Below are 244 nucleotides of genomic sequence, written 5' to 3' on the forward strand. Positions count from 1 at the left end.
GAACTGGACATCACCGACAGCCAGCGCCTGCAACGGCTGTTCGAAGCGCTGCCGCGCCTGGATGTGCTGGTGAACAACGCCGGCATCAGCCGCGACCGCGAGGAATACGACCTGGCTACCTTCGAACGGGTGCTGCGCCTCAACCTGAGCGCCGCCATGCTCGCCAGCCAACTGGCCCGGCCGCTGCTGGCGCAGCGCGGCGGCAGCATCCTCAACATCGCCTCGATGTACAGCACCTTCGGTT

The 244-nt window shown here is 66.4% G+C and carries 1 protein-coding gene; it reads left to right on the top strand.

All coding sequences use genetic code 11. The features are described from left to right. Window positions 1–244: SDR family NAD(P)-dependent oxidoreductase (locus ACLJNW_RS27760; RefSeq protein WP_410961801.1), on the top strand; the 244-nt coding region annotated here is incomplete at both ends.

Origin of the sequence: Salmonella sp. SAL4457 (genome assembly GCF_046548235.1) — a bacterium.
GTDB classification, from domain to species: Bacteria; Pseudomonadota; Gammaproteobacteria; order Enterobacterales; family Enterobacteriaceae; genus Salmonella; species Salmonella enterica.